We start from the raw sequence: 23,231 nt of genomic DNA, 5'->3' as shown, positions 1-23,231 counted from the left end.
CTAATACTAATTATACTTGTACCTCCACTTTCCCGGTTAACAAATCCTGCATCAAGCCTTTTTTCAGGCTTTGGTGTTTAGCAAGGTTAGCTTGTTCTTTTTTAATTAATCGGTCTATACCCGAAATGTGACGTGAAATGACCATTTGTTCCTTTTTAGGTGGAACGGCAACGGTAATGCGACTAAGATGGTTACTATAAATATGTATAACAGAACTTCCTTGTCCTAATTTGGCCTTCTGTTTCTGAATGCTATGATGATTTAAATAATATCCAAAATAACTGGATACTTGATTATTTTCGAGGCTTAGAATTACTATGTCTCCACCTGGATATATATCTTCTGTTCCCTGGTAAGAAACGCATTTTCCAATTTCTCCATGAGTCTCACCTGATCCTGCAAAAAGGATATCTCCTTTTTTAAGTTTCTTCATTCCCACTGCAAATTGGGATGGAATTTTACTCTTTATCTGATATATATTATCATTATAGGTCGTATAGATTTGGCCATAAACTATACAACCCACTCCTGATGAGGATAACATGCTCTTTGGAATAGTATTTCCTTTTCGGAAAGAACCAATTTTCCCCAATGGTTTTTTATCCCACTCCTTAGGAATCCAGCCCAACTCAGTTTCTTTAAAAAAATGGGGAGCATCTTCGTAGGTGGGGCGCAATTGGCCGGTCTTTATGTCTATGCCGCGGGTAAAGAGATCCTGCATTATTCCCTGCTTCATCGCTCTGTACTTGGCAATGGTTTCCTGGGTCTTCTCAATTACAGAATCGGCCGTGTTGAGAATTTTGGCGATTTGCTGCTGTATAGGGCCATTAAAATATTTGAATTCCAACTTATTTAAGGCTTGGGTACTTACACTTGGAACACCTGTTGCCTCGTTTAACTTAGATAAATCCGTATTAACGAGATTATAGTATAACCATTTAGGATCTGTATCCGCTAAAGGTTTTAAGCAATAAATGGTATCCACGTTCCAAAAGCCTCCCTCAACATAAATAGGATTATTTATTGATCCTTTTCTACCTGATAAAATTGCAGGTCCAAAATTTAGCGCTTTTGAGGTGAAACCCATTATTCCACCCGTTCCATAAATTGGATATTTATCTCCAGCAGGATTGGATTTATAATCCTTGCCATAAGAAATTCTGGCTAATTCTTTTAATGATTTAGTCATACCCTAATTCCTTTAAAAATTTATCCAATTGTTCGGCTTCGGCATCTCGCGCTTGTAAAACGTCTTTTAAAGTTGTGCTGTATTTGCTGTACAGGTTTTGTACTGCTGTTATATACTTAATTACATAAGCTTTCACGTAATTTTTATAGCTAATTTGCAATAGCTCCAGCCATCGCTCCAAAATAAGGGTCTTGGCCTCGGGCTCGGTGATCTTCTCCCGGGCGGCTTCCACCAAAGTGTCTTTTTTGGCTTCGGCCGCTTTTAGGTTGGCCTTTAGATCTTTTAAATTTCTGGCTAAGTCATTATGCTTTTCCAATTGGAAATCTATTTGTTGTTTTCTGGTTTCAGCTGCAGGGATTTTCTCTTTATATAAATCAGCTATTTTTCGTTCCAGTTCTTCAATTTCCGGAGTATCGCCATTAGCATCTTCCACCACTTTTAGTGCGGCTTTAAATTCTTTTAACTGCTTTCTATAATTCTTCAGGTTGGCATTAATTTCTTTCAAACGGGCCTTCAGCTCCTTTACATTTTCTTTATTGAGGATTCCGGTTTTGTCTTCATCTTCATAATCTTCGGCTTCGGCAGCATCAAAAAGGCTTTCCAGTTCAGCAATGCTGTTGCGGTCGGCTTCCATTAATTCTAATACCTCAGGAAACTGGCTTTGCAGGATATCCTGTTCGGGAATAAGTTCAGGGCCCCATCCACTGGCAGCTACAGATTTAAATTCACTTATTAGTTCATCCCAAAATCCAGCAAAGGCACCACGAATCTCGTGTTCGTCAAGGGCTTTTAGGTCGTTAAGTTCTTCAATAATTGCCGGCATTACTTTTTTGCGCAGCAAAGCCGCATTTCCCGAATTAGGTAAGCCTTCAAAATCTTCTCCCCGGCTTTCCCACCAAGCATTGATCTTCTCCCGGTATAATTCGTAAAGACTATCCAGTTTCCGGTGTTGTTCAATATGATCCTTTATGGCTTCTTTTCCGGAGATCATTTCCGCAAAATCAAAGAGAGTTTCATTACGTTTTACAAAGAGCTCCTTGTTCAAACCCAGCAAGGCTTCAGAAATCGGCTCCAACTCAGCGACCTCTTCCGCAGGAATACCGCCATTAAGATGGGCTTTTACATTTTGAGGTTCGGCTTCTGGTGAATTATCTACATATCGACGTATATTAAGATTATACTCTTCTTCCTGTATCTCCTCAACTTTCACGAGTCGGCTATATTTTTCAATATCGCTTTTGTTGAAGTAAGTATTTGTGATCTTCTCGATATTTTCAGGGCGAAGTTTGTTCTGGTTTTTGCCTTCCTTATATTCCCTGTCAGCATTGATAAAGAGGATCTCCTTTCGGTCTTTGGCCTCTTTTTTATCGAAAACAAGTACACAGGCCGGGATGCCTGTACCATAGAATAAACCAGATGGCAAACCAATAACAGCTTCCAAAACCCCACGACTAATAAACTCTGCCCGACATTCTTTTTCATCACCGCTCCTAAAAAGCACCCCGTGCGGCATCACCACTGCCATCTTACCATCATTCTTCAAAACACTAAGCATATGCTGCACGAACATAAAATCTGCCTTTTTACCGCCTTCGGGCATAAAGGTGTGGAAGCGCTCAGGAAATTTCATTTCCTTTTTGGAATAGTTCTGCGAGAACGGCGGATTGGCAATTACCCTGTCAAAGGTCATTAAACGAGTATTTTCGGTATGTTCCGGGCTTTTTAAGGTGTCCTCATTCCTAATGTCAGCATTACGTACCCCGTGCAGGATCATATTCATTTTACAGATTGCCCAGGTAGTACCACTGTCTTCCTGGCCAAATAGAGAAAGATCCCGAGGGTTTCCACCATTCTCCAGAACGTAGTCCTTGGCCTGGATAAGCATTCCTCCCGATCCCACTGTTGGATCGTAGATGCTCATCCCCTCCTGCGGGGCTATGATCTTGGTAAGCAACCCCACAACTTCTGAAGGTGTATAGAATTCCCCACCTTTCTTTCCGGCACTGTCAGCAAAGTATTTTATTAAAAATTCATAGGCAGCCCCTAAAAGATCGGGAAACTCGAAATCTTCATCTCTAAGCGGAATTTTATTGAACTTTTCGATAAAGCTTACCCACTTTGCATCATCGATGGTTTTCTTACCAACCTTGCGGTTGTAATTAATGCTCTTCAGTACATCTTCCAGTACTTCAGGCTTAGCATCTTCAATGGCGGCCAGAGCTTTATTAAGTCCGGAGCCGACATTCTTTTTTAAGTGAAGAATTCCTTTAAAATCTCTTTTATCTTCCTCTTCTTCTTTTTTAAGTGTCTCTTTCTCTTCATCGGTAAGCGTCCATCGAGCAATAGGCGGCACAAAAAAATCGTACTTGGCGGCATTGTCTAATTGCTTTTGAATAAGGTCTTCTCGTAGACCTTTAGCTTCATATTCCTTACGCAATGTTCTACGTTGTTCTACAAATTTATCGTTAGCTCTTTTCAGGAAAAGCATTCCGAAAATAAACTCTTTATATTCTGAAGCATCCATTTTGCCCCGCAGTTCATCACAGGCACTAAGGAGCAGAGATTCGAGTTTAGGCAGGGTAAGTTTTTGGGTATGAGTAATGGTCATTATTGATTTCCAAATTATTACATGAAACTTACAGCACCCTCAGAAGTAGCGGGCACCGATAATGTCAGCAAGTATAGGGATGTGCCAACAGAGTTACAATTTAGCAAAAAATAGGAAAGGTTAAAGAAATGGTAATGAAAGTTTTTTATAGAAGCCTAAGAGCTCTAAATCTGCCCAATTCTCCTAATTTTTTATTAAGCCTAATCGTTGTGAACTCATAAATATTCTTAAATTGCTAACAATTCAAAAGGCCACCAAAATTTATAATTTTAGTGAGTTAAGGGAGAAGCCGAAGGATGCGTATTATGGATCAGTTCTAAGCGATTAGACTGAACGCTCAACATTAAAAGCTGTTGAGAAGAAGTTGTTTGACATATGCAAGCTAATAGCAGTTTAATTACTGTTTCGATTACTTGCCGAGCTGTTAACTCCGCCAATAACCTAAACCAGGGGCTGGAGAATACTTCTACGATTATGGTTGAGACTTCTTTCATTATTGGATTAAGTTTACAATATACTATAATTATTTACTACCCAACTTGAACCGGGACGGTGCTTCGGCGCCGGTTAAGCATGCATTTTTCAGGAAATTCATTTTTCTAAAAGCAATGTCTCGTGTTGGTCTCCCTTACTCACTATTTTATCTATGAAATTGAAAAAACAGAAAGATTGGTTTAAATTAAAGCGTTATCCTCATATTGATCGCCCCTTTCACCATAGAGATAGATCAAAATGGCTCGAAAGCTATATCACAGATCCCGCCTGTATTCAAAAACATGCTTTTTTACCTTTTATTCATAAGATTTCAAAATCCCGAAAATTCCGAAAGACATACTGTAAGAAAACAGGTAAGTTGATATCAACTGAAATAGATGGAAAAGAGGTTTTTCGATCTGCTAGTGATCCTAAAGCACGAGAAATATTTTACGCCGGCCACTTGGATTCTCTGGTTTTTGGTTATTACTCCCAGAAATTAACGGCAAAATATGAAAGCAAGCTAAAAGCTAACGGATTAGATCAAGTCGTAACAGCATATCGCAGCATTCCTGTGAAGGAAGGTGATCTCGAAGGCCCAAACAAGTGTAATATTGACTTTGCCAATGACGTATTTAAATTCATCCACGATTATCCTGAAGATAAATTTGTAGCTATCACCTTTGATATTACAAGTTTCTTCGATCATTTAGACCATCAAATGCTTCGAGACAGTTGGATGTCACTCCTGGACACAAAGAAATTACCTCCAGATCATTTCAATATTTACAAAAATATTACCAGGTTCAGTTATGTTGATCTTATTGATATTTTTCAAGAATTCCAGAACCGGATCATTACCCAATCAAGAGACAGTTCCGGAAAATTACTTCCTGAAAAGAGAAAGAGGGTATCCAAGATCAAGTATTTAAAAAACCAGGATGCCATAGCGTTTTGCACCAAACGGGAATTTATAAAGGTCAAATCCCGCCTAATCAGGAATAGAAAATATGTGCCAGGAAAAGAAAAGGAAATAAGAAATTATGGAATACCTCAGGGTTCCCCTATTAGCTCGGTATTGGCAAATATATATATGCAGGATTTTGATAAAGCTATCAATGACTACGTTTCTGATCTAAATGGAATTTATAGGAGATATTCCGACGATATGGTCGTGGTTTGTCCACGTGAGCAAAAAGAATCTGTAATAGATCTGTTTCAGAGCAAGATAAAGGAACTTAAGCTTACGATAAAGGCCAGCAAAACTCTAATTTTCCATTTTAAGAGAGAAAATAGAACCTTGACCTGCGGACAGGAGTTTGAAGAGTTGATTAACTGGAACAAAAATTTTATCTATTTAGGGTTTGAATTTGATGGCGAAACGGTTCTTCTTAAATCCGGCAGCTTATCGAATTATTACCGAAAGATGAAAAGGACTGTAAAGCGAGCTAAGCATCATGCGGGTAGAAAGACGAACCCAAATAAGGACGAAATCTTTAAGGGCAGAATTTTAAAAAAATTCTCTTACCAAGGCGCTAAGAGGAGACGGAAATATCTGTGGGACGAAGAGATCGAAGGCTTTAAAAAATCCGAACATTATGACTGGGGCAACTTCATTTCTTATAGTACCAAAGCTGGAGAAACTATGATGAACAATAAAATTAAAGCACAAACCAAAAGGCACTGGAATAAATTGAATGCTCTACTTAAGAAGGAATAATAAATTTTTTATACTTTTCAGAGGAGCAGAAAGATCTCTTCCTCCCCCGCTTTATTTCCAGCTTTCGTCGACCGTTGTTTAATTTTCAGGTGGTTCAATTTACTGTCCTGTGAACGTGAAAAAACCGCCTTGACTTTCTCTGTTGTTTTTCTTCGTGCCATTACGATCTGATTCAATGCGTCTGTTGGTTATATCTGTCAAGTCTGAGTTAAATAACTGGATGTCATCTCTGTCTATAACTATTTTCTCCCGGTCTAAACCACTTGTATATTTATTAGCTTTAAACAAGGGGAACGACGACGATTTAGCTTCCTTGTCTTCCAATTGTCTAAGTCTCTTGTCTATTCCTCTTACTGAATATAAAACTTCACTAAGGATATCTTCCTCGCTTCTTTTTTCCACCTCTTTCTTCTTAGGTGTATTCTTAATAATTTTTTTGAAGTCTGCCTCGAATTTTGGCCAAAATGTGTCAAAGACATTCCTTAATATATCATTATCCAGACTACGCTCCTCCAGCCCTTTATTAATACTCATAATTAAACTATAAAGACTTTCTTTTGTCGGAAACGTATGATTGAATTGTGCTAAAGGATCTCTAACCTCCTTAGGTTCTACATCTATAAGGAAAGTAAATATTCTATTTGAGCTGAGACCTTTTGCCAAAGCACCAGACTCGAAAAGAATCCAGGGGCTGTTAAGATTTTCTCTGGTAAGGCATACAATTCCATTATTAGTATCGGCCAGTTGATTATTTATCTCGGAAAACCATAAGGAGCCCCTGTCTATATCTCTACTCGACAACCATGGATCTACAGCTTGAAGAACACAACGTATCCAACTATCTAATAATTTTGCAACTTCATGGCTTTGATTCCCGGACCAACTTAAAAAAACTTTCATAGGTGATATATTTAATTCCTTCTTATTTTTACTTGCTGCCAATATTAGGCCGTGATTTTTTTATGGTGAAATGTGATATTAAATTCAGTTGCACATCAGCAGGTTCCTTAATAAACATGCTTCAAAAAACTTTTATATTATACTTTAAAAGTTTACGCGGAAGGTTATCATCAAGATTAGCCAGATCATCATCGTTTAGTTCAATAAGGTTGTAATCATATTTTTTATAGATTTCAAGTTTCTTCTTTTTCCTTTCTAAATACTTCGGATCATTTTCCATCCCCCAGTATTCGATATAGACATTCTCAGAAGGAATAAAAAAGTCGCAGTACAAGTCCTCCTCTATCGGCACTTTGCGTTCGTACGCGTGTGCTATACCATAAATATACAAGGCATTATCTATCATAACTTCACCTCGAGATCTTACATTATGGCCATCTTTAGTTCTATATTTAGGGGGGAAGATGTCCCTGAAGTTATTCTTTTCTTCAGAAAAATTGGAATTGCTCTCTTGGTCTACCACATTTTCAACTTCCTCTTGAAAGACTGAGGTAAGACTATGGTTTTTCAATATTGATTGAGGCCAAAGAACAAATTTGTTTCCGGACTGATGATGTTCTTTTTGCAGCCCACCGATCCTTTTTCCTTGTTTCGTGACAATCCACCCAGCAATATCTTTCTTCATCCATCCAAGTTCAGAAAGAATAAGATTCATTTTTTGTGAGGAAGTATTAAAATGCTTAGCAATTTTTGTGGCACTGAGAATCGCCGAATTACCATTTTCTATAGTCTTCTCGTTCTGTTTCGTTCCATTTTTAGGCCATACAATATAATCTCTGTATTTCGGATTTGCCTTAGTTTTTCCACCCTTTTCGATTCCTAATGGTGTAAGAACCCACTGATCTGCTTCTCTTTTGATTAAGCCCTTGTCTTGTAGTTGTTGGAATAGGTCACTGGATTTTATGTTCAGCTCTTTAGCCAGAGCAGAAGTAGATACATAACTCATACGATCAATTTAGATTCTAATGTTATCGAGCGGTAGGGACGCACGGTATCGGATTTGATACGATAGTAAATATAGAGAAATCTTTATTAAGTTAAAAAGTTCTGTTTTTGGGGTAAACTTAGGTTTCATTTAGGTTTTTGACCCTCATCACGGGAAAGTTACTCCAAATATGCCCAATCTATTCAAATAGAGTTAATTAGGCTAATCTCTTTATTCTTTCCTCTATGTCTTGCCTCTCTTTAGAATAATTCCCACTATTGACGACTTTTTCCAAGCCAGCTTTAAGCTCGTTTGAGAGCCCTAAATTAATCGTAAACTGATCAGCATTATATTCTCTTTCCAAATAATTATTTTCTTGTCTCGGAGAATTATCAAGGACGTGTCCAATTTCGTGAGCTATCATTGCATATTGCTCTTCTTGAGTCAATTCCAGTTGTTGACAAACTTGCTCATTTATGGCAACCATTGCAGGTTGAAATAATTTGTTGGCGGCAAAAGGATCTTCTGTAGTTGCCACCAACGCGAAACGTTCATGCTGCTCGTTGATAGTAACTATAGTAATGTTTTTTCCATTTAAAATATTATTAATGTCATTTTTGAAATGGTCCGAAAATGATTTAATCACTTCAATGGCCTGAGGGTTTTCAATTGTTAACACACCTTTTTATGATTTTATTCTGAAGTCAGAGTTTTAGGTAAATTCATTTCACAATTTCTGACACAACGAATGTATAAATTTTTAAACTGTAGTTACAGGATGATCGACGGGAGCAGCGAACTAACGAGTGAATTTATCATCAAAAAATATAGAAAAAACGCGTAGTGAATTTCTCTGTCAATTTAATGTACCTTCTTATACCTTCGTTTGTAACACCGCATGTACTGGGGAAAGTCAAATGATGTATTGGGGCAAGTACCAAGAATGTCTTTTGAATATCATAAATTTTTTATTCTCAGGCATCAAGGCTGATGTTTTTCAATTATTTATTATTTTAACAGAGAATTTAACTCCCTACATTAAATTCCATTGTAACCAGCAAACCTAATCAACCAAAACAATGGATACAGAACTTAGTGAAAGACAAATAGAAGATGTCTTTGAAGCCCATCATCCAAAACTTTTAGAGCCTGAATTGAAATTGATTTCTCGACAGTTCATATTCGAGAATGGCAAAAGGGCTGACATGATTTTTACGGATAAAAATGGACGAAAATTAATTGTAGAGCTCAAAAGGAATCCAGTAGTACGAAAGGATGTGGGGCAATTAATGGAATACTTTGGAATAATGAACCAGGAGAAACCAAGAATTGCACTCGTCGCTCCCTCCATTCCCAAGGCTATAAAAAAAGCTTTTGAACATTTTGGAATAGAATACATCGAGTTCAAACTGCCAAAAATTCAAGAGTTATATTCTTCTATGGCCTTTAATTCAGAGAGTAGTAATTCTAATTTTGATCCTTCTCGAATAATCTCTCGAAATCTTGATAAGAAGAAATTAATTGATGGGAACGTTGCGTTTAAGGTTACTTATGTAGATAATGATTGGTCACATGTTTGTTCTTCAACTAATGCTGATTATAATTTCGACCATAGAACATGGTGCAAGATTCAAAAAGATTATAGGCGTAACTGCCAATCGAATTATTGGAAAAGAAATCCCCCATCTGAAAAGGAGGCTCCCTGTTATGACTGCATTGCAAAGAAAACACTGAGGTTTTATCCAGGGCATAATCACGGACCAAAAACCAACAATGAACCAAGAAGAATGTTAGAGGCAAAACAAGGGAAGATCATGCTCCTAACCTCAAGAAAACCTTCCCAACCCGAAAGCGAAAGATTTATTTTTGGAATTACCGAAATACAGGGTTTTGAAGTTGAAGGAAATCCACCTTATGAAGTGGCTAAAGGCGATCCGGGAAAATCTTTATTGTTCGATGAAAATAAGGCTCCATTATTCTGGAGTTATTATTCTAATCCAAATGCTCCCAAAAGGAAGGCTTGGAATACGGGGCTGTTGAGATATGTTAAGGATGAACATATCTATGCTTTACTATCAGACCTCAAAAAAAGAGGAGATTTAGACAATTCTCAAATAGAAGTCTTGGATTATCTAATTTCAATCCTAAAATAGATGAGCTCAGTAACTTTTGGGAACCCTATGGGTATAGAAGAAGGAGCGATATTTAATTCCAGGTATGATTTAATAGAAGCTGGTTTACATCGATCAACTGTTAAAGGAATAGATGGCAATGGTAAGGATGGTGCTGCAGCTATTGTATTGTCTGGAGGGTATGAAGATGATTATGACCTCGGCGATGAAATTTTATATACCGGTGAAGGCGGGAATGACACCTCCACAGGTAAACAAGTTGCTCACCAATCCTGGAATTCTCCTGGAAATGCAGGTCTTCTTCTAAGTTTTAAAAACAATTATCCTGTTAGGGTCATAAGAGGTTCTAATCACAATTCAAAATTTTCACCAAGAGCCGGCTACAAGTATGATGGCCTATTCAATATTATTAAAGCTGATATGGTTCTGGGAAAAAGTGGTTTTAAAATATGTCGGTATACATTAAGAAAGATTGGTACAGAGGTAGAATCCCCCGGGACTATTAAAAAAGGAAATTTGGTGTTATTAGAATCTTCTTTAACACCTGAAAAATGGTACGCCATTGGAGTTGATGCTCCCAATGCCAAATCGATAAGCTTAGAAAGTAATCTGGCCCAGAAACTTTTGGGAAGAAAAGTTGAGGAAAAAATAGATTTTGGCCCTGGTATGATAATAAAAGAAGTCAGGAAGTACCTAGCATAATCTTTCAGGGCAGGATTGTATTAAGCAGAAGCAAAATCAAATCATGGCAACAGAAATTAAAACTTGGGAAATTATTGAGGGAAAGTTAAAATCAGTGGAGTCATCCCTTGCCAATAATAATAGAAAGGAAAAAGAACATCTTGAAGAATGGATAAAAACCAATCCTTCTATTTTAGGTGACAATATTCAAATAATTGGTCAGCAAGTAAGAACTAAATCTGGTCCATTGGATTACCTTGGAATTGACAGCAAAGGGAATACAGTAATTATTGAATTAAAGAGGGAAAGATTACCACGGGAAGTAATTGCGCAGGCAATAGATTACGCTTCAGATGTTGCAAGTTGGGAGATAGACAAATTAAGTGAAATTTGCCTTCAACAGACGGGCCAAAATTTAGAAGATCTCATCACGGAAACTTTTGAAAATATTGACTTAGAGGACTTGACTATTAATCTTAACCAGCGAATTCTTTTAGTAGGCTTTGGAATTGAGGAATCTTTAAACCGCATGATTGACTGGCTGTCCAGCAAATATGACATTAGCATTAATGCTGTGATTCTCCAGTATTCATTAACTTCCTCCGGAAATGAACTATTATCGAGAACAGTTATTATTCCTGAAGAAGTAGTGAATGAAAAGTCAAACAAAAAGAAATTCTCGATTCCTATGTCTGACGAGCCAGGAGAATATGAATCTGGAAAGCTCAAAGAATTATTGACACAGTACTTAACCAGAAAATTACATTCAAGTCGAAGGTTAAGAGACGTGGTTCTACCTGTCTTATTAAAATATCCTTCGCGGACAAGGGATGAATTGAAAAAAGATTTTGTGATTTCAGGTGAGGCTCAGAATGAATCCCAGGCTGGTTCTTTTTTATCTCTAATTTCAGGTCAACTGGGACAGGAAAAGAAAGATTACCTAAGGCAGATCATTAAATACAGTTATCCCAATTATCATTGGGAAAAGGATAACTTCAGTATAAGAAGTGAATATCGTGAATTGGTAGAAAATGTATTAAATCAATTGGGGTCCTCAGGTGAGGCTGAAAATGAAGTTTTTTCTGAGGCGAAATAAAAGGCGAATTTTAGGTCAATTTTGTAATCAAATTTTACGGTGAAATCCCCTGTCAATTTAATGTACCTTCTTGTACCTTCGTTTGTCACACCGCATGTACTGGGGAAAGTCAAATGATGTATTGGGAAGTAACCTGCAGCAATTGATTATCAGCAATTTTATGTTTTAGCTTTTGGTTTTTTCTGTTAATTTTAACAGGATTATTTTTAGGCGAATTGTATTTTTATTCTCCAAATCGGATATTCTATTAATAGATTACTCCTCAATCCCTCAATCCCTCAATCCCTCAATCCCTCAATCCCTCAATCCCTCAATCCCTCATTCCGTCATCCCTCGCTCCCCCTAAATTTCATTTTATAATGAATTTATTAACCAAAACTATATATTATGAAAACAGTAGGGAGAACATCTATTATCCAACACCTGGGACGGGTTTTAACTTTGAGTCTAATTCTCGTCTTCTTTTTAAGTTGCGAAAAGGAGAATCTAAATTTTGAAGAAAATTCGGCAGATCTTGTAGAAGAAGTAAATGCCAAGGCAAAGAAAAATAAACAATCTGAAGTCTATCAATTTCCCGGCCCCGTCTATGACATTGCCGCAGCACCGGACGGTAGTATCCTGGTAGGACTGAACGAAGATCTGGATCCAAATTTTGAGAAAAAGGGTACCCTAAAAGTTCAGCAAATTAAAAATGGGAAAATTAGTACAATGGCAGAATTCCGCTCCTATACCGCTTTGCAGGGAATTGCACCTATTGGTACGGGTAATGCATTTGTAACCACGGGAGGAGCCGATCTTGCTGAACATGGGGAACTTTATCGCGTTTCTAATGGCAATGTGCGAATGGTGGCCGATTTGGGTGCTTATGAGTTCGAAAATGACCCCGATGCTAATGCCGGTACACAATGGAAAAAGCAGGCGTGTGAAGCAACAGACGGTTTTAGTGCGGGCCCTCAGAACAATCCCTTTAATGTTGTTGCTCTAACAGGAGGAAAAACACTTGTGGCTGATGCTGCCGGTAATACTATTCTCTCGGCTACCACCAGTGGAGAAATCGACTGGATGGCCATTTTTACTCCACCTGTAGATGACAATGGTGACTATATAGTAAGGTGGTCAACAGAAGAGAATGGAGAAACTATTCCCTGTTATGTTCAACCTGTTCCAACTTCAATTGTTGAGGGTCCTGACGGATATGTCTATGTAGGGGAATTAACAGGTACTCTATCTCTTGAAGATGGCCTGGTTCCCACAGAGCTTTCCCGTGTATGGAAAATCCCTGCCGATGCCAACAATGTGGTCTGTGAAGTGGATTCAGGACCTTGTGAATTATTAATTGATGGACTTACTTCTGTTATTGATCTCGCTATTGGTCCAGACGGCCTGCTTTATGTAGTAGAATTTGATGAGAACAGTTGGTGGTCATCCTTCTACCCTCCAGTTCCACCTGCGGGGGGAACTATAAGCTCCTATGAGCTGGATGGAACCCCTGTAGAAATTGTCGCATCCGGACTCTCCTTTCCTAGCGCCATTAGCTTTGATAAAAACGGAAATCTCTGGCTACTGGAGAATAATGCCATAGCCCTGGAAGGATATGTCCCAACGCTGAGAATGCTGGAGTATTAATAACATCTGAATTTTTTATATTTTTAAGCATTACCGGAAAATACCCTTTTAGAGGTATTTCATGGCTGCTATGCCGTGTTTATCTTAGCGGGGTCAAATAGTTAAGAATGATAGCTAACATGCAGCCTAAAGGAAGTCTTTGTAGGGGAAGACTTACTTATAACAGGTTTGATTGGGAATCCCGTTTCGGTGCTTCAAATTGCTAAATTCATTTGAACATTTGACGCAAAAGCCTCCGGAGTCATTCCGGGGGTTTTTTCTGTTTTAGGCTTCTATATTCTACGGACAGGTTCTAAAGGATATTCCAGTTTTTTAGAAATACAATTATGCTTATCTTCCACCTCTTTAAGAGCGGACTTTATGCAAAAGGATCTTATTGAAATCTCCAATAACTGGAGGGAAATGTATTCCCGGCAGGTAAAGGAGTACCGGCCTTTCGAAGTTTCAGAAGATTTTAAAAGGTTCGCTGCCCTATTCGCACCGGGAAATTCCTATTTCTATGTTGTTAACCTCCATAGCTTCAGCCTGGAATACGTGTCTGAAAAGGTGGTGGAGTTCGTAGGTAAGGGTCCGGAAGATGTTGACCTGCAGGATCTTTTACAGGCTGTGGTTCCGGAAGAAATTCAAAGTCTTAGACTTAAAAGTAAGGTGAATAGTCATTTCTATACTTCTTTTGTAAAAAAGGAAGATGCCTTACATTACAAAAATGTATTCTCCTATCGCATGAGAGATGCAGAGGGCGGAATAAGAACTATGCTGTACCAGGCTTTTCCGCTGAGCATTTTAGAAAGCGGTTCGCCCGAGCATGTGTTGTGTTTACATACAGATGTTTCTCACCTCAAGCTAAGCAGCACCAATTCAGTTTCTTTTATTCATATGAACGGGGGGAAAAGTTACTACAACGTGGACATCTCCAAAGGAAAATTTCTCATTGATGGCAGTGAAGCCGCTTCCCATGATCTTGCAGAACTGTTGACGGAAAGAGAAAAACAGATCGTCATTAAATTTTCAAGGGGGCTAAATGCCGAACAGATCGCAAAGGAACTCAACCTCTCCCCCCACACCATCAAGACTCACAGAAAAAATATCCTCAAAAAAAGCGACTGTACCAATACTACGGAACTGGTTGCAAAATGTCTTACCCACGGGATCATTTCTCCGGGGCTTAATTGATTTTTAGAAGAAAGGAATCAATTTTTGGAAAAGAGGATTAAAGAACCGGACTTCTCATTATCAGTTTTTCTAAGCTAACTACTGTCTCCTGGTGAGGTAAAAATTGTCTTTCAATATTTTCTGATTAAAATATAAAAATATTATAGAATATTGACCAATAGACACTTACATTCAATTTATCTGTGGTATCTTTACATATTGGGCTACCCAAGACTTAATAAATAAAAATCATTCTTTCCCTTCGTCCGCCTGTAGCTTTTCAAAAATGACAATATTATTTGATCAATAAGCTAGTTTCCCCTTCCTCCACTAATTCCCCTTAAAATAGTTTCCCTTTCCCCTGCTCAGGACACTCTGCGTTTTGACGTAGTAGGTCATGTTACTTCTTCGGGGTTAACATGGAAATAGAATTACTATCCCCTGTTTTTAATTTATTCACATATAAACCTAAACATCATGGTGGTTGTAAAAAAAATTAAGTTATTTGCTTTCATTGCTGTGATAGCAGGCTTCACCTCCTGCAGCAGTGATGATAACAACGTGAATTCGGTAGACGATCCAATCAACGATCCGACAGCGAAAGAAATGGGAAGTTTTAATCTTGCAAACGTTCCCCTTGACGGAAAAATGATATCTGTAGAAAACTTTACAATGCCTTCTGACGGATGGATAGTGGTACGAAGAGATGATGGATATAACAGACCAATGATGTCGGAGATTATTTCCATACCAAATAATGTTTTGGCCGGGAGGTACCCGCAATATGCTATAGAGCTGGAAGGAGAAAACCTATCTCTTCAACCGGGAGAGAGACTTTGGGTGAATCTACACGCCGATGATGGGGACCAAATATTTTCCTATAATGGCAACAGTGGTGACATGCCTTTGGGAATTTTTGATCCGTTCTCGGGATATACCCTGATAAGTCAGTCTTTTATTGTTGATCTGCCCTCCCCATAAAAGGCATCAATATTTATCTACCTTTAAATATGCTGAACTATAGTTAATTTGGTATCGAAGCGACTGCTGCAGTAGTCGCTTCGATATTTTTGGTAAGGCTCATGTTAGGGCTTTATTACGATTTTCCCCGTGGTATGTAAAGAAGAGATCTGTTCCAGCGCTTCCACTACCTCATCCAGGCTGTAAACGGAACTTACCTCCACCTTCACTTTTTCAGCTTCCACAAGTTCCCGGAAATGCTCCAGTTGATGGGAATTTGGTTCTACAAAGACAAATTGAAAATCAATATCCTTATCCAGTTCCTCTCCCTGGTTTAGTATAGAAACCAACTTTCCCGATTTTTTGAGACTTTTGAGGCTTTGCTTCAGAGTTTCACCACTGGTGCAGTCAAAGATGAGATCAACGCCTTCGGGAAAGATCTGCTTCACAGCTTCGCCAACATCCTGGTCGTTATAGTCGATGGTATGATCGGCACCTAAAGATTTCATGTACTCGTGATTTTTACTACTCGCCACTCCAATGACTTCTGCGCCTCTTACCTTAGCTAACTGGATAGCAAAACTTCCCACTCCACCGGAAGAACCAAGAATGACCAGCTTTTGACCTTGTGAAAGTTGTCCGTATTGATAAAGAGACTGATAGGCAGTAAGACCTGCCAAAGGAATGCCTGCTGCCGCTTCCATTGAAATATTTTTTGGTTTCCTAGCCACATAGCTTTCGGGGATAACTATATATTCGGCAAAAGTTCCCCATTTCACTTCCGGTCTGCGGGCGTAGGCATAAACTTCATCTCCACCCTCAAAACGACGTGCCGCATGCCCTCGTTCTTCTATGACTCCCGCAAAATCCCAACCCGGAATGAGAGGAAAAGAATGCTGCATCATATCCTTGTAATATCCTTGAGTAATTACCGTATCCACAGGATTTACCCCTGCAGCTTTGATCTTTACCAGAATTTCTCCTTCCTTTAAATCCGGCACCTCCAGTGTGCTCACCCTGACGCCTTTTGGGCCTTCGAACTGCTCATAACTTGCTGCTTTCATTTCTTTTTTCATAACATTTGCTTTTCCTCTTAAAATAAAGATCAGCAAAGTTTCTGGCAATAAACCTCTATTAAAAGTTTGCCAAAAAAGGAATTTGAAATTTAAAATTGGAACTTGAGATTTGGAATTTTGAAATCGGAATTTGGAATTTATATACCTTTACTCCTTACTCCTTACTCCTTAATCCTTAATCCTTAATCCTTTCAAAGGTTTTTTCTACTTTTGGGCTTACATGTCAAAAACTCTACTTCTACTTACGCTCCTCCTCTTTCCAGCCCTACTTTCTGCGCAACTGGTGAACATAGAATCCAGACGTATGCAGACCGATTCGGTTAGGTTTACACTTAATGCAGATCTCTCCTTCAGCCACACCAATAATGACGGGAGCCAGGTGAATCAGGTGGATGCCGCACTTACAACTCAGCTTAAGTCAAAAGATCTCCGGAAGATCTATTTTATACTGGGAAATTACAAACTGATAGATTCCGGAGAAAAGAACCTGGAAAATGCATGGTTTCTTCACGGAAGGTTCAATTATAAGTTAAATGAGCTCTTGAGACTGGAGAGTTTTATCCAGGGGCAATACAACCAGCTGCTTATTGTAGAGCAGCGCAATCTTATAGGTGCAGGACTGCGAGTAAAATGGGTCGATAAGGAACATTTTAGCGGCTATGCGGGGAACAGTTATATGTATGAGGTGGAATACAGTGACCGGGCCGGAACAACAAATTACAACCACCGCAACAGCACCTATCTTACTTTATCATATTCAGCCAAATCTGAAAAGTTTTCTGTTACCAACACCGTTTATTATCAGCCGCTTTACAGGGATCTTAGCGACTACAGGATCCTGGAGCAATTCCGCCTGAATCTTCCCTTATCTCAATGGCTAAGTGTCTTTACGCTTTACAACTACTATTTTGACAGCAAGACACCCTTGAAAACTAAAGAATATACTTCGAACCTCAATATTGGAATAGGAATTCGATTATAACAGGAAAGGCAAAACGGCCTGTGCTTTAGAAAAAAGATCAGCTCCTGAAAAGAGTGATAAATACTCTTTTTTGACAAAATAAACAGACCTACTTCTACCTTCGTCATTCTAAACTCTAACTTCAAATTATTTTTTACTGATAAAGATCAAAGCTGTATCTGTTTTTTCAGCCAGCCCAAGTGCGACATGTCCGAATGCTTTTTGATGTTTTCCGGGGCTACCGAGTCCAATGATCATAAGATCATGCCGGGAAGCCTGCGCCACAAGTTCTGCTTCCACATCGTCATTCTGAATAATAAGAACTGTGGTTTTTCCGGGAATGATGCTGCCTGCAAAACGGGAAAGTCTTTCATTGTTTTTTTTAATTGTTTCTGAAGGAGTGGTTGAAGGCAGCACCTGAACAAAGGTAATTTCTGGTTGGGCAGTACGCCACAGGCTTGCAGCTACCCTGGCCCGAAGCGGATCATTGCTTTCAAAACCGGCTACCGGAATAAGAACTTTCCTTGTCTCGGTGATCTTCCAGCCGCTAAAAGGCTGCCGGAATACAACCACATCTGCCTTGATATGTCTCACAAGCTTTTCGAGATTCTGAGTGGTCTGAATATCATTAAGGTCACTTAAACCCATCAACAGACTCCTGCAATTATGTTCTTTTACTACCCTTTCGATCTCCTCCCATGGATGGTCGGCTATTGTGGTGAGGCTTTCAGGCCTTAGACCGGCTTCAAAAGAAGCTTTAAGAGCGTATTGCATGACATCACGGCTCGACAGCAATCGCTTTTCAAGATCATCCTTTTCTGTACTGGGAATAACGATGGTATGTATCAGGATCCTTCCAATTACCGGCGGTGCCAGTGCATTTGCCAAAAAGATCATAGACTGCGCATTCGCAGGATTGGAAATAGGAAGCATCACGAGCGGACTCAAGCCTCTTAGCCGGATGAGATCGGGATCCAAAGCCTGTTCAGACGCTTCAATAGCCTCGGCTTTTTTGACGAAGAAGGAGGCAAAGAGTACGGCGCCTACGGCAAGCCACAGGATTGCGATCAATCCGGCAGCGGGGACAACGATGGCCTGAAAGATTGCCAGCCCTAGACATGTGACTATTCCCGCAATGGGAAGGGCAGGAAAAAAAGGCGCTCTAAAGGTTTTACTTTCCTTGTATCCGCGGTTCCGCATCAGGATCATAATGAGATGCGCCAGGGCAAAGGTGATAAGAAAGATCAAACTGGAAGCCGCACCGGCCGCCGCCAGATCCGGAAGGATCAAAACCAGGAAGGCGACAATTCCGCAGGTAACCAAAATTGAAGTTACCGGGGTTCCGTATTTCTTATCAATATTTGAGAGATGATGGTTCAGGGTACGATCCTTTGCCATACTAAGGGAGATCCGTGAAGCTGCAAAGAGATTTGCCTGTAAAGCAGATAACATTGAAAATATACCTGCCACCAACACCAGCCAAAATCCGAAGGCCCCGAGATAATTTTGTGCAGCGACCGCCAAAACGGTTTCTGGATTTTCCCGGCTCATTTGGGTAATGCTCTCCCCCTCCGGTACTCCTACAGTCGACATAAAAAATAGCAGGGGCAGGTAAATTGCCAGGCCTACTGCAAGTGTACCCATCATGGCCTTTGGAATTGTTCTCTCCGGATTCCTGATCTCCCCTGCGGCCGAACCGATGAGATCAAAGCCCTGAAGAGCGATAAAGGTATAGCCCATTGCTGCGATCAATCCGCTGAACCCACCGGAGAAAAACGGGTCCAGGCTTTCGGTAATACGGTCAACAGGCGTCTGCACGAAAAGAGCGAGTCCGCCGGCTATCAGAACGGCGAATACCGCCAGTTTACCAATATTGATAACTGCCCCGCCATCGCCCGTACCTCTTGTAAGGCTGAAGGCGAAATAGCCTATTGCTGCTAAAGCCAATAAAACCGGAAGCATCTCGAATTCCAGGATTCCGTTAAGCCCTTCTGCCGGGATCTGCTGAAGCGCAAATAAGGCAAAAGCACCAAAACCAAGGGCATAGAGTACTGCCGCTACCAGGGAGGCAAACCATACGATCCACCCCACCCCGAAAGCCACCTGCAGCGAGAGCGCTTTTTTGGCATAGGTATAGGTCCCACCCGACTGCGGATTTGCGGAAGCCATTTCAGCAAAACTCAGCGCGGTAATAAAGGCTATTAATCCATTAAGCGCAAAGGCCAGAACTGCCGAAGGTCCGCTCACAGCAAAGGCCACCCCGGCAAGGGCGAGTATTCCACCCCCAACCATTGCTCCCACTCCAATGCCAAGCGCTCCGAAAAAACCAATGGTTCGTGACGTGGCTGAAGAGGACGGATCGGGATTCATAGTAAGTAAAATTCTTGATGAGGAGCTTAGCGAGAATAAATTTAGCAATTGTTTTTAAAAAGTTGCCCGTTACAAGTTTGAAAAAGTTGCCCGTTCCCGGTTACAGATTACAGATTACAGATTACGGGTTCCGGGTTCCGGGTTCCGGGTTAAGGTTCTAACAACTGGAATTTGGTGCTTTTGATTTGGTGCTTCATATTTTCCGCAGACTTCAGTTTTACATTATACATTATACAATATACTTTACAAAAACAAACTGCCTACTCCACACTGCGCACTGCATACTGAATAAGCCTGTTCCAGGTTGAAAAAGGTTTCACACAAAGTCCACTAAGCCAATAAGGTAAGAATACGAAGAAAGTTGTCTAAAAACTGCCTACTGCGCACTGCGAACTGCATACTAAAAAAGCCTGTTGCTGGTTGTGAAAGGTTTCACACAAAGTCCACTAAGCCTATAAGGTAAGAACACGAAGAAAGTTGTCTAAAACTGCCAACTCCGCACTGCGCACTGCCCACTGAGAAAGCCTGTTCCGGGTTTCGGGTTTCGGGTTTCGGGTTAAGGTTCTAAAAAGTGGAATTTGGTGCTTTAAATTTGGTGCTTCATACTTTCCGCCAATTTCAGTTCTACATTATACACTATACAATATACAAAATGCCTACTCCACACTGCGCACTGCCTACTGAAAAAGCCTATTGCCGGTTGAAAAAAGTTTCACACAAAGCCCACTAAGCCAATAAGCTAAGAACACGAAGAAAGTTGTATACAAAACTGTCTACTCCACACTGCCTACTGCATACTAAATAAGCCTATTGCCTGTTACAGAAACGAATTGGAAGTTGCAAATACTTACCCTAACTATTCGTACTTCTAAAATCGTAATTCTAACTTGAAAAACTGCCTACTCCGCACTGCGCACTGCCCACTGAGAAAGGATGCCCGGTTCGTACTTCTAACTTCGCAAATCTAATTTCCTGACTACTGACCACTCATCACTCCCTCAAAACCTCCCGCCACTTCCCACTTTCCGCATATTCCTTAAGCGTCTTGTTACGCCCTTTTAGAAAATTGGTCATATAAGCTTCGAGAAATAATTTATTGGCCAGCCAGCCCAAGGGTCCAAGCGGAGCCTCAAACTTAAAGACATCTTTCATGAGAGTTCCATCTTCGGTTTGGGAGAAATAATGCTCATGCCTCATGCTTTTAAAAGCACCCTTTACCATTTCATCTGCAAAGAAATGCGGAGGATCAAACTCAGTAACCCTGGTTGTAAGATGTTGCCATACGCCGAGATGCTTTCCCCGGTAGGTAACCGTTTCGTTTAGGCCTATCAAGCCACTGGTTCTTCCGGCTACCGCTTTTTCATTAGAAGAGGTCACCGCCTTTGACTGGAAATCGATACTGCGGGCAAGATCGAAGACGAGCTGCTGCTTTGCTTTAATGTGGGTTTTTAATCTTATTACAGGCATGACAGAATTTTCAATTAATACAAGGTACGCTGTTTTTTTCACCTACTAAAGAAGCAGCTGGTAATGGTAAGGTGATTTTATGCGGCCAATTTTTAAAGAAAAGTAAAATCTCCTACCTGGGGACCGGTAAAACACACGGTTCTAGAGCCTAGTCTCATGTCACAGGAAATCATTTATGAATGATTATTAAAAAATTGCCATGGAGCTTTAAAATAGATTTCCCAATGGCCCACGGTGGTGGGATTTTATGAATGCCGAAATTGGTATTAATATAATTGAAGTCCGGCAATCACTTTTATTTGGGGCGGAATCGAAAAGTCATATGAGTAGGAAATAATAAGCCGCTATGGAAAAGGGTGGCGTAATGGGTAAGCCGGAAGCAAAAGTGCTGAAGAAAACTCAGTAGTTTAGAAATGATTTGATGCTTAAATATGGCGGTATTGTCTTAGACGGTTTGTAACAAAAAAGAGAAAATTCCTACTAAATAGTAAGATCTTTTTGCTCAATTTATAATTTATAAAAACCGGTACCGTGTTCAAAAATTATTTCCTGCCTCTGCTCCTCTCAGCTACAGTACTATTTTCTTCCTGCGAAAAAGAAGAGAATGTTCCGCAACCCGACTACTCTATAGAATCTACTTCCCATTTCGAGCTGCTGGATCAACACCAGAACGGCTGGATAAAGCAAGGGCGGTATCAGCTTTCGGGAGAGCCTACAGGGGAGTTTGAATATTATGAGAACGGTTATATAAAATCGGCTAAGGTATATGCGAGCTATCCGCAGCACCACCTGTATATGGAAGTCAGCCGTAGTGAAGATAACAAGCCGCTCTGGTCCAAATACTATCATCCCGACGGCACATTATGGTTCGAAACTGAATACCGGAATGGGCTTCCCTCAATAAAGAAAGTGTATAGCGAGGCAGGTACGGCAATTCACACCTATACCGCCGGGGAGTTGAGTACGGTGGAATTCACGGCGGCCAATGGCAGCAGCACCGCTACTACCACTTACAATAAGGCCGAGGGAAACCGGAATGTCATCATTACAAGTGACGGAGAAACTGTTCTCGACGAGAACTATGCCTACCGCGAGCAGGTAGGTGCGGGAATTTACACAAGTAGTCATGTTCCGGTAGCGAATCCTTTTGGTGCTACTGAACCTTCCTACTTCAGGCTTAATCAGTCCTTTTCCCAATCCCCTTCCTGGGAAAACGACGCCGATCCCATAGGACATATGTTTCCTTATCGTCTCTTCGATGAATTTTATTACCCGGGAAATTATTTTGCCACCAGGTTTGCTGTGAGTACCGAACTATACCAATCGGTCATTGAACAGTATCCGGTAACCGAAAGAGGGGTCTTGATAGGTGGCGGCAAATACGAGGATGGGTATGAAGCCTTTTCCAACAACTGGAAAGAACGGGATTCCCTGGCCAAAGTCTATGAAGAAGACCCGGAGCTGTACAAGCTGAAATATGGAAATGAGTATATCGAAAAAGTAGGTTACGGGAAGATCTTCTTTGTAATTGGCGCAGTTCGAAACCTGCCGACCGACACTAGTGTAGCCGATAATATTAAGAACATTGCCCGCAAGCATATGGAGTCCATGGTCAACGGCAGCACAGGGATCACTCCCGAGGAGCAGGAAGTTCTCGACAAGGTGTGGTTTGAGGTAAAGTTCTTCTCCACCCTTAATGAACACCGGAATGGAGTCGTTATCAATTCCTTTGCGGATTATGAAAATGCTACTCAAAAATTAATTGATGCAGAATCTTCGGTAATTCAGCTGAAATACACATCGGTTGAAAATTTATAAAGAACTTCAGATGGGC

17 protein-coding genes are annotated in these 23,231 nt (G+C 40.2%); 9 read left to right on the top strand and 8 right to left on the bottom strand.

Annotated features, from left to right (window positions below):
• Nucleotides 1-10: 10 nt before the first annotated feature.
• Entirely contained in the window at nt 11-1,189 is a 1,179-nt protein-coding gene (locus ACXYMT_RS13125) for a restriction endonuclease subunit S (RefSeq protein ID WP_459059559.1), read from the bottom strand.
• Nucleotides 1,182-3,797: a type I restriction-modification system subunit M gene (locus ACXYMT_RS13120; protein ID WP_459059558.1), complete on the bottom strand. Its 2,616-nt coding sequence runs from the start codon at nt 3,795-3,797 to the stop codon at nt 1,182-1,184. Before ACXYMT_RS13120 ends, ACXYMT_RS13125 begins: the two co-directional genes overlap by 8 nt.
• A 646-nt stretch (nt 3,798-4,443) precedes the next feature.
• Between ACXYMT_RS13120 and ACXYMT_RS13115 the strand changes: the two genes are divergently transcribed.
• Nucleotides 4,444-5,991 carry a reverse transcriptase domain-containing protein gene (locus ACXYMT_RS13115; RefSeq protein ID WP_459059557.1) on the top strand — a complete coding sequence of 516 codons (1,548 nt, stop codon included), beginning with the start codon at nt 4,444-4,446 and terminating at the stop codon, nt 5,989-5,991.
• 99 nt (nt 5,992-6,090) lie between these two features.
• Here the strand turns inward: ACXYMT_RS13115 and ACXYMT_RS13110 are convergent, their stop codons facing one another.
• The 3 genes from ACXYMT_RS13110 to ACXYMT_RS13100 all read right to left on the bottom strand — a co-directional run bounded on the left by ACXYMT_RS13110 (nt 6,091) and on the right by ACXYMT_RS13100 (nt 8,555).
• Nucleotides 6,091-6,891 (bottom strand): toll/interleukin-1 receptor domain-containing protein, encoded by an 801-nt coding sequence (locus ACXYMT_RS13110; protein ID WP_459059556.1) that lies wholly within the window; start codon nt 6,889-6,891, stop codon nt 6,091-6,093.
• Nucleotides 6,892-7,012: 121 nt separating this feature from the next.
• Nucleotides 7,013-7,897 (bottom strand): hypothetical protein, encoded by an 885-nt coding sequence (locus ACXYMT_RS13105; protein ID WP_459059555.1) that lies wholly within the window; start codon nt 7,895-7,897, stop codon nt 7,013-7,015.
• A gap of 196 nt (nt 7,898-8,093) precedes the next feature.
• The gene (locus ACXYMT_RS13100) at nt 8,094-8,555 is read right to left on the bottom strand and encodes a hypothetical protein (RefSeq protein WP_459059554.1); all 462 of its coding nucleotides are present in this window, start codon (nt 8,553-8,555) and stop codon (nt 8,094-8,096) included.
• A gap of 400 nt (nt 8,556-8,955) precedes the next feature.
• Between ACXYMT_RS13100 and ACXYMT_RS13095 the strand changes: the two genes are divergently transcribed.
• The 6 genes from ACXYMT_RS13095 to ACXYMT_RS13070 all read left to right on the top strand — a co-directional run bounded on the left by ACXYMT_RS13095 (nt 8,956) and on the right by ACXYMT_RS13070 (nt 15,544).
• Complete coding sequence (locus ACXYMT_RS13095; RefSeq protein ID WP_459059553.1) at nt 8,956-10,029, top strand: endonuclease NucS domain-containing protein; 1,074 nt, start codon at nt 8,956-8,958, stop codon at nt 10,027-10,029.
• A complete protein-coding gene (locus ACXYMT_RS13090; protein ID WP_459059552.1) occupies nt 10,030-10,710 on the top strand; it encodes a YDG/SRA domain-containing protein in 681 nt (226 codons plus the stop codon).
• Nucleotides 10,711-10,753: 43 nt separating this feature from the next.
• Nucleotides 10,754-11,785, top strand: a complete 1,032-nt coding sequence (locus ACXYMT_RS13085) for an endonuclease NucS domain-containing protein (RefSeq protein WP_459059551.1) — start codon at nt 10,754-10,756, stop codon at nt 11,783-11,785.
• Between the two features lie 387 nt (nt 11,786-12,172).
• Nucleotides 12,173-13,411: a ScyD/ScyE family protein gene (locus ACXYMT_RS13080; protein WP_459059550.1), complete on the top strand. Its 1,239-nt coding sequence runs from the start codon at nt 12,173-12,175 to the stop codon at nt 13,409-13,411.
• A gap of 360 nt (nt 13,412-13,771) precedes the next feature.
• Nucleotides 13,772-14,584: a LuxR C-terminal-related transcriptional regulator gene (locus ACXYMT_RS13075; protein ID WP_459059549.1), complete on the top strand. Its 813-nt coding sequence runs from the start codon at nt 13,772-13,774 to the stop codon at nt 14,582-14,584.
• 456 nt (nt 14,585-15,040) lie between these two features.
• Nucleotides 15,041-15,544 carry a DUF7282 domain-containing protein gene (locus ACXYMT_RS13070; protein WP_459059548.1) on the top strand — a complete coding sequence of 168 codons (504 nt, stop codon included), beginning with the start codon at nt 15,041-15,043 and terminating at the stop codon, nt 15,542-15,544.
• A 104-nt stretch (nt 15,545-15,648) separates the two neighbouring features.
• Here the strand turns inward: ACXYMT_RS13070 and ACXYMT_RS13065 are convergent, their stop codons facing one another.
• Nucleotides 15,649-16,599: an NADP-dependent oxidoreductase gene (locus ACXYMT_RS13065; protein ID WP_459059547.1), complete on the bottom strand. Its 951-nt coding sequence runs from the start codon at nt 16,597-16,599 to the stop codon at nt 15,649-15,651.
• A 220-nt stretch (nt 16,600-16,819) separates the two neighbouring features.
• Between ACXYMT_RS13065 and ACXYMT_RS13060 the strand changes: the two genes are divergently transcribed.
• Nucleotides 16,820-17,581 carry a DUF481 domain-containing protein gene (locus tag ACXYMT_RS13060; RefSeq protein ID WP_459059546.1) on the top strand — a complete coding sequence of 254 codons (762 nt, stop codon included), beginning with the start codon at nt 16,820-16,822 and terminating at the stop codon, nt 17,579-17,581.
• Between the two features lie 126 nt (nt 17,582-17,707).
• On the opposite strand, the gene ACXYMT_RS13055 is transcribed toward ACXYMT_RS13060, so the two are convergent.
• Together ACXYMT_RS13055 and ACXYMT_RS13050 are read right to left on the bottom strand one after the other, a co-directional pair.
• On the bottom strand, nt 17,708-19,930 hold the full coding sequence (locus ACXYMT_RS13055) for an amino acid permease (protein ID WP_459059545.1): 2,223 nt from the start codon (nt 19,928-19,930) through the stop codon (nt 17,708-17,710).
• A 990-nt stretch (nt 19,931-20,920) separates the two neighbouring features.
• Nucleotides 20,921-21,397, bottom strand: a complete 477-nt coding sequence (locus ACXYMT_RS13050; protein WP_459059543.1) for an SRPBCC family protein — start codon at nt 21,395-21,397, stop codon at nt 20,921-20,923.
• Nucleotides 21,398-21,928: 531 nt separating this feature from the next.
• Here ACXYMT_RS13050 and ACXYMT_RS13045 point away from each other — a divergent pair.
• On the top strand, nt 21,929-23,215 hold the full coding sequence (locus ACXYMT_RS13045; RefSeq protein WP_459059542.1) for a hypothetical protein: 1,287 nt from the start codon (nt 21,929-21,931) through the stop codon (nt 23,213-23,215).
• Nucleotides 23,216-23,231: the final 16 nt, after the last annotated feature.

The sequence above is a fragment of the Salinimicrobium sp. CAU 1759 genome (assembly GCF_054482715.1).
Note: the sequence above shows the minus strand (reverse complement) of the source record. Positions and strands in the feature narration are given on the sequence as shown.

Bases quoted from the DNA above. Each gene is read 5' to 3' on its own strand.
- ACXYMT_RS13125 (WP_459059559.1), bottom strand. From the start codon at position 1,189: ATGACTAAATCATTAAAAGAATTAGCCAGAATTTCTTATGGCAAGGAT.
- ACXYMT_RS13120 (WP_459059558.1), bottom strand. From the start codon at position 3,797: ATGACCATTACTCATACCCAAAAACTTACCCTGCCTAAACTCGAATCT.
- ACXYMT_RS13115 (WP_459059557.1), top strand. From the start codon at position 4,444: ATGAAATTGAAAAAACAGAAAGATTGGTTTAAATTAAAGCGTTATCCT.
- ACXYMT_RS13110 (WP_459059556.1), bottom strand. From the start codon at position 6,891: ATGAAAGTTTTTTTAAGTTGGTCCGGGAATCAAAGCCATGAAGTTGCA.
- ACXYMT_RS13105 (WP_459059555.1), bottom strand. From the start codon at position 7,897: ATGAGTTATGTATCTACTTCTGCTCTGGCTAAAGAGCTGAACATAAAA.
- ACXYMT_RS13095 (WP_459059553.1), top strand. From the start codon at position 8,956: ATGGATACAGAACTTAGTGAAAGACAAATAGAAGATGTCTTTGAAGCC.
- ACXYMT_RS13090 (WP_459059552.1), top strand. From the start codon at position 10,030: ATGAGCTCAGTAACTTTTGGGAACCCTATGGGTATAGAAGAAGGAGCG.
- ACXYMT_RS13085 (WP_459059551.1), top strand. From the start codon at position 10,754: ATGGCAACAGAAATTAAAACTTGGGAAATTATTGAGGGAAAGTTAAAA.
- ACXYMT_RS13080 (WP_459059550.1), top strand. From the start codon at position 12,173: ATGAAAACAGTAGGGAGAACATCTATTATCCAACACCTGGGACGGGTT.
- ACXYMT_RS13075 (WP_459059549.1), top strand. From the start codon at position 13,772: ATGCAAAAGGATCTTATTGAAATCTCCAATAACTGGAGGGAAATGTAT.
- ACXYMT_RS13070 (WP_459059548.1), top strand. From the start codon at position 15,041: ATGGTGGTTGTAAAAAAAATTAAGTTATTTGCTTTCATTGCTGTGATA.
- ACXYMT_RS13065 (WP_459059547.1), bottom strand. From the start codon at position 16,599: ATGAAAAAAGAAATGAAAGCAGCAAGTTATGAGCAGTTCGAAGGCCCA.
- ACXYMT_RS13060 (WP_459059546.1), top strand. From the start codon at position 16,820: ATGTCAAAAACTCTACTTCTACTTACGCTCCTCCTCTTTCCAGCCCTA.
- ACXYMT_RS13055 (WP_459059545.1), bottom strand. From the start codon at position 19,930: ATGAATCCCGATCCGTCCTCTTCAGCCACGTCACGAACCATTGGTTTT.
- ACXYMT_RS13050 (WP_459059543.1), bottom strand. From the start codon at position 21,397: ATGCCTGTAATAAGATTAAAAACCCACATTAAAGCAAAGCAGCAGCTC.